Origin of the sequence: Vibrio sp. 1F169, assembly GCF_041439605.1 — a bacterium.
In the GTDB taxonomy this organism is placed as follows: Bacteria; Pseudomonadota; Gammaproteobacteria; order Enterobacterales; family Vibrionaceae; genus Vibrio; species Vibrio tasmaniensis_A.
Map to the genome: position 1 here is coordinate 1 of NZ_JBGOOI010000120.1, position 6,892 is coordinate 6,892.

At 41.1% G+C, this 6,892-nt stretch carries 5 protein-coding genes and 1 pseudogene; 5 read left to right on the forward strand and 1 reads right to left on the reverse strand.

Translation table 11 applies throughout. The annotated features are described in order from the left end of the window. The 5 genes and pseudogenes from ACED53_RS22440 to ACED53_RS22460 all read left to right on the forward strand — a co-directional run. A pseudogene (locus ACED53_RS22440) lies at nucleotides 1-1,262 on the forward strand (conjugal transfer protein TraG); the annotation flags it as partial. Between the two features lie 83 nt (nucleotides 1,263-1,345). Further along, nucleotides 1,346-1,876 carry a hypothetical protein gene (locus tag ACED53_RS22445; protein ID WP_102258301.1) on the forward strand — a complete coding sequence of 177 codons (531 nt, stop codon included), beginning with the start codon at nucleotides 1,346-1,348 and terminating at the stop codon, nucleotides 1,874-1,876. A gap of 533 nt (nucleotides 1,877-2,409) precedes the next feature. Further along, the gene (locus tag ACED53_RS22450; RefSeq protein ID WP_157939755.1) at nucleotides 2,410-3,525 is read left to right on the forward strand and encodes an SEC-C domain-containing protein; all 1,116 of its coding nucleotides are present in this window, start codon (nucleotides 2,410-2,412) and stop codon (nucleotides 3,523-3,525) included. A gap of 584 nt (nucleotides 3,526-4,109) precedes the next feature. Next, nucleotides 4,110-4,454, forward strand: a complete 345-nt coding sequence (gene yqfB, locus ACED53_RS22455) for a N(4)-acetylcytidine aminohydrolase (protein WP_371691292.1) — start codon at nucleotides 4,110-4,112, stop codon at nucleotides 4,452-4,454. A 487-nt stretch (nucleotides 4,455-4,941) separates the two neighbouring features. After that, the gene (locus tag ACED53_RS22460; protein ID WP_371708690.1) at nucleotides 4,942-5,832 is read left to right on the forward strand and encodes a DUF2971 domain-containing protein; all 891 of its coding nucleotides are present in this window, start codon (nucleotides 4,942-4,944) and stop codon (nucleotides 5,830-5,832) included. A 213-nt stretch (nucleotides 5,833-6,045) separates the two neighbouring features. On the opposite strand, the gene ACED53_RS22465 is transcribed toward ACED53_RS22460, so the two are convergent. Continuing rightward, nucleotides 6,046-6,414, reverse strand: coding sequence for a phage protein (locus ACED53_RS22465; protein ID WP_102370497.1), 369 nt, complete (start codon nucleotides 6,412-6,414; stop codon nucleotides 6,046-6,048). Between the last annotated feature and the right edge of the window lie 478 nt (nucleotides 6,415-6,892).

Consider the following 6,892-nt stretch of genomic DNA (forward strand, 5'->3'; position numbering starts at 1 on the left):
CCTACGACAGCTCACAAACCACCAGTCGCGGCAACATCAGCGCCAACACGCAAAGCATGCTGCAAGAGAGTGTGGCGAATGCCCGCAGCCAAACGCAGCAAAACCTTGCTCAAACTAGCACCCAACTGGCTCAAACCCTCCAAGGAGGCGCGGCACTGAGCGACCGCTGGCATGATAGTGTGGGTAAAAACCTGGCTTACGGTGAAGGCAGCACCAGTGGCTTTAATACTCAAGTCAGCCAAGGTATGAATGACATGCAAACGGCGGTTGACAGCGTGATTCAACAAACGGGTTGGACGATAGACCAATCAAAAGCTTACCTGCAAAGTGTCTATGGCGGCTTCGAGGGTGGCCTAGGAACAGGCAAAGGGGCATCGCCATTCAATTTGGGCGCCAGTGGCGGCGTGAAATGGTCTGATGATGAGCGTACGGCTTACAGCAATATGAATGCCGAGCAAAAGCAGCAGCTTGAGCAAGCCACGCAGCAATACACCGAAGGGGCCAATGCCGTGACCAGTGCCGGCACGCAGGTGGACAATAAAGACACCCGAACTTCGGTTGAGCAGTTTGCGCATGATTTTGCAATTAATGCCAGCAACACCAAGTCTCTTGGTGTAAGTGCCATGCAAAGCCAATCGGACTTGAACGCCCTCTCGAATACTCAAACGCGCCTCGACTCTGGCAGTGCCAGCTTTACGGCCAACGCGATTCAAGGCTTCCAGAATTACTTGGAAAAAGACATAGGATTAAACCAACCAGACGTCCAACGCCTAATGACCGCTTACCAACCGGAAGATATTGCCGAGGCGAAAGAGCAATGGCAAGACTACACACGCACTGAAGAGTTCACCACCATGGCGGGACTCGATGGTGACACGGCGAAGATTGTGGCAACAATGGAGAAAGCGCATGAAACCACCACCCCAACCCAACAACCAGAACTGACACCCGAGCAAAACAACACGATGGAGAAAGGATGGGCTAGTACCGTCGATACCGTGGCTGCTGCCCGCACGGCTATGCTGCACAACAATGAAACGGGCGGACTCTTTAATCAAGCGCGCTTTGATGGGGTAACCGATGAGGTAAAACTTCAGCAAGAGGAGGCGCAGAAACCCATCCTCAAACCTGAGCCGATGATTGAAATGACCGTCAATTCGCAGGTAGAAAAGGAGATCACTAGACCCGAAAGGACGGAATACGTCACCTCCGACCAAGCCTATCCTGCGGTGCCAAGATACACACAAAATTCGAAAGAATAATACTTAACTAGGTGCATAAAAAAGAACTTTATGCACCGCCTAAATACTGGTATTATGATCAGGTATCTAAAGGGAGAATGACCATGAAAACAGTCTTACCATTACTGCTGCTTACCTGTGCGAGCGTGCAAGCTCAACCCCACTCTCCTGAGCTCACTCAACTGCTGAGTGAGATACACGAGCAGTACGAAAACCCCAAATTATCTAGCGCCCCTAGAGCAATGGCAGACATCACCAAACTGCCCTACTTCTTGCAGCACATTGACGAGACGGACACCGTGGAGTCCATACGCTTAAACGCTTACTTGCAAGGTTTGCATACTGCGTATTTTGACAATGCCTATAATCAAAAACAGCTAGGCGGAGGAAGCTGGTTCTGTATGCGCGATACAATGGCACTCGATCCAAGGCGCCACCCTGAGTTCCTTGAAGATATGATCTGGATGGTACTTGAGAAAACCGCCAAAAACGATCCGCAGAAGTTCAGACGAGCAAACTATGCAGGGTCCTTCGGCGTTGATATTTCAATGATTATTAACTACGGCTTACAAACCGAATACCCTTGCTACAGCCCTATCCCTAAATCGTTACAATTTAACGGCTGGAAATATTAATCTCGGCACAGGATATCCATCGAGAGTGAATGTAATTTCAGGTATAAGGCCAGTACGAGAGAGTAGGAACGGGTTAAATGTCTTTATTCTAAACTAGGTATTCATTGGCCGCTGCTTGGGCACAAAAACGTTCCTTTAACCCTATGCAGCCCAATAAAGTATCCTCTTAAAATGGTAGCGATCGTATTGGTACGCTGCTATTTGTTCTAATGAATCATTAGAGTAGTAGCTCTAGCTCATTTCTGCCCCAAAGTTGCTTAGACCTTTATTCATTCGCATCCTGTTCATGAGCTTTTGCCCTACTAAAAGTTATCTATTCTACTAATGCTGTTCGTTGTGAATCCCCGTGTTGTATTACGGGGCACTATCTACGAAACTTTCAACCTTCCCTAACTATTCGCCAGTGTTTGAGCGATAGCAAGCCATAATCATCAATGATGCATATCATTTAATTGATAATCAAAAGAGAGCATAATAAAAAACTATACCGCCAATTATTGGCTAGATAGCGTTATGTGAAGAGGATGATAGGTTTGGGTGATAATAAATTGAGAAACAATCCATGTTGGTGTGGCTCAGGAAAGAAATATAAAAAGTGTCATCAAATTCGAGAAGATCAAGAAGCAATTAGTCGTAGAGAATTAGAAGCTTACAGCAAAAGTGTAAGGAATAAAAAAGTATGTAGCGTGAGCAACCTTTTTCCAGATGAATGTACCAGCAAGATTATTAATGCTCATACAATTTCAAAAAGTGGTTCGCTTCTTGAAATTGCTGAAAGTGGGCATGTTATGGGTGCAAAACCGAGTTTATCTGGCTTAATTAAACACGAAGGAAAGCTAGTTCTAGAAAAAGTTGGTGTAAAAAAAGCATCGACATTTACAGGCTTCTGCTCAGTTCATGATAAGGATCTATTTATACCTCTTGAGGATGAACCAATTACACTGACACAACAACAATTATTTTTGTTAGCTTATCGCGGATTTTGTAGAGAGTATTTCAATAAGGAGTCAAACAAAAAAACCGTTGATATGATGAAAGAGGCTGACCGTGGCAAGGGAATTGAAACACAAATTCACATGCAAAAACACGCAAGTTTGTTTGATTCCGGTGTTGATTTAGCACTTCGGGATTTACGATATCTCAAATCTAAGCTTGATCCCGTGCTTACTGGTGATAACTTCTCCGCAATTAATCATTGCGTTATCGAATTTAAAAGCGTACCTAAACTTTTGGTAAGTTCCATGATTGCGCCAGAGATGGATTTTCATGGGAATAGATTACAGACTCTCGGTATTCAAGATCAAGTTTTTGAATACATATTTTTTAATTGCATTGCATATGACGGAAAAGGAGCATTTATTTTCTCTTGGTTACCAGAGCACAATAATTATTGTAATAAATTCATTGATTCGCTACTCGCATTGGATGAAAATCATATTTCGAACGCCCTTGTTCGATTCTGTTACTCATTCAGTGAAAACACTTGGTCTACACCGTCTTGGTGGGATTCGCAAAGTAAAGAGGCTCAAAATTCTATAGAGGCTAGGCTGTTACAAGGAACTCCTGTTGCTTTGCATCCTTTAGATTGTTTGATAGATGATGGTCATGAATTTAATGCTTTTGATATACATCGAATCTTAAGGATATAGCAAAGAGTTTAAAAACGATTCCCGATCATTAGTCGTTTAATAAGGTCACGTATACAAAATCTTCAATAAATTATTCAAGAACGCTCCCCCGCTCTACCAATGCAAATTAAGGCCGATATACGGCCTTTTTTACATTACTTTTCTCAATGCCCTCTCATACTTTAGCGACTTTGACGTGATTTTTATATCGGTCAAACACCCAATCTCAATAAGAGCAATACCAATAAGGATCTCTTGTGGACTAACGGGTCTACCATAAGGCCGCACTGTACGAAGACGACTAATTGGCAAATTTGCCTTATAAAAAGTTATTCATTAATCGCTAATATTAGAATTCCTGAAACACATTTATGTCCAAAAACATCACAACCTGAATTTTCACGCGTGGCATTTTCTAGCTCGAAAATGCCCCATTATTTGGTAGACCTTTCACTCATTCATATCCTGTTCACGGACTTTTTCCATATTAAAAGTTATGCGACACAGAAAATATCCCCAATGATTTCCCTCACTAGTCCATTGGGTTAGATTGAAGCTTAAAAAAGAAAGAGCTTATTGCCGATTCATTTAATGCTGGTGTAAACTTGGAAGACATTGGAGAGAGTTGGTGTAAATCATTGGATAGAATGACATTTTTCACTAGGTTAGAGCGCCAGATTCTTTCTGGTAAAAAAACTGCAACGATTAGAGATAAATCTGAAAGCCATTATTACCCTGGACAGGTTGTTGAAGCATTTACTCTCGAAGATGAGCGGAAAATCTGCAGACTAGAAATAGTTGATGTTGAGAATGTTGAGTTTGAAAATCTCTGTAGAAAACATGCCAAAGCGGAGAATTTACCATTTGTTTTTATGCTCAAATGGCTATTACGAAAGATATACCCAACGGAATCTAGTTTGTATTTTGTCAGCTTTAAAGTTGTTGGGTAACTCATGGCACCTTAGTATAAACATTCATCCGCGGCAATCTGTAACTAAGAAATGCCCCATTGCGTACTTAGAACACATGAAGACATCATGAGAATGATTTTGGCGACAGCTTGTTGCCAAATTGTCCAACACCTATTTTTGCAAGAGGCTATTGCAAAATTGCGGTATAGGTTGCTTCGTAAATTATTTATGCCCCATTGTTGGATAGACCTTTTACTCATTCACATCCTGTTCATGGGGTTTTGCCCTACTAGAAGTTATCCATTCTTCTAATGCTGTTCGTCGTGAATCCCCGTGTTGTATCACGGGGGTAAATTCGACCTATCCATCAGCACTCACAAAACCCTGCTCTAGTTGCAAGCTTGCGCGCTAGTTCTTTATTTTCATTCTTACGGTAAGTAATTGTTAACAAATAAAAGAGACTAGTATAATTACGCTCATAGTGAGTTTCGTCTAATAGCGATATGTTGATATAAGGGTAAATTAATTGAAACGAGTTAAAGTAGGACAAAGTCTAGATAGTGAAATGGAACTGTGGAGATACATGTCAATCGAGAAGTTCATTGATTTACTCAATAACAAACGGCTTTTCATGACACCATTGAGCTACTATCAAAAAACAGACCCATTTGAGGGCTTTGTACCAAAAATTATTTTTGAGTTGACGACTGATATTGCTTTTGATCAACTTAAAGAGCTTGAACAAAGAAACTTGCAAGCCGAAAAGGTATTTAGAGAACAAGTCGATTCTGGCCTCATAAAGCCAACTGAACAGCAGCTTCTTGCAATATCTACGATTAAGCCACGATTGGAACAAGAGAAAGCTAATATCATTCCAAGGCATAACAAAATCTCAAAATCGACGTGTGTTCATTGTTGGTATCACAGTAATAGTGAGTCTGAAGCTATGTGGAAATTGTATTCAGACAGTGGGAAAGGAATTGCGATCAAAACTACTGTAGCTTCGTTAGAATCAGCCATTAATCTTTGTGAGCCTACAGTTCCATTATTGATGGGACGTGTAAAGTACCTAGATTTTTTGTGCGATAAGTTAACGCCACAGGACTGCCTAACAGATGGGGTCACATCTCCTTTACTTAAAAGAAAAGAGTATGCACATGAAAATGAAGTACGTTTGTACTCAGTGCCTCAAGGTATGAATGCAAAGGAATGGGCAGCCTATAAGCCAAGTCCTATACTGGTTGATATTGACGTATCAACACTAATTGAAGCGATTTACATATCACCTTATATTGGCGAACCATTCACTTCTAGTGTTTATACGCTTTGTGAGCTATTTGACATACCAAAAAACAAAGTTATCAATTCAAAGTTACTTGATAATTATGAAGAAGTGTTACTTGGCTATAGAAAGTAAATGTATAAAGCTTGTCCAGCTTTACGTTAGCAAAAAAGCCGAACTCAATGAGTCCGGCTTATTTCTCCTGATATGACCAAAAAGGAGGACTGGGTATCTAAACAGGACGTGTCTTCACTCCAGTCAAAATCACCTTATCAACAAAGATCACTTCATGCGAACCAGGATAACTAAGTTTTGAATTGGCCTTGAGAAAACCATGCTTTTCTAATCCTATCTCTTAATATTCGCTATCGCTCTAGCAAGCCCAAGTAAGTGGGTTGAAGTCTTAATCTCTAACTCTGACTGAATTCCCAAAAGTGCAATTCCTGCCAATATTTGTTGAGGCCTCACCACTTGGCCAGTCGGCAGCTCCATTCTGTCGTATAACATTTTGAACTGTATCCAGTCTTCGCTAATGCTTAGTTCTCGACCTTTTGCCATTCTCATAAGCCGTTTGCACTCGGGCGGGATTGGATTTCCCTCATCCCAACCTGTGACAGTTCTCACAGATTTAAAACACAGTTCAGCAACCTCTTCCTTTGTCATTTGGCACTCTAACTCTCGAAAAATGTAATTCTTACTCATTTCGCGATACTTCAATGATAAAACCTCTAAATACAAGAGGTTGCAATACATATATAAGATATGCACCATTAAACATAATCAGACAAAGTGCGCACTGTACAAAGGCGTATTAATTGGCAAATTTGCCTTATAAAAAGTTATTCATGAATCACTAATATTAGAATTCCTGAAACTCATTTTTGCCCCAAAGTGTGTCACGACCGATGATTGACTAATTAATGGTGAGTTGATTTTGTAATACATATGCTAACTAACAACCCTAGAGTGCAGGTGTTTTTTTCGTAACCCATCACTCGTGTGCGTACAAAAATCACATAACCACCATATATGGCTTGAGTTGCTTAAAAAGGTTGAGCAAGATGGACAGAAGCAAATGACTATATCCCGACTGAAAAGCGTTATGCATAGGGGCAATTAATGACGAAAGCGAAACAAGCGTTAAGCATAAAAGGTGATACGTTTAACCCATTTCCAGAGCCATTTAAATCTCGCC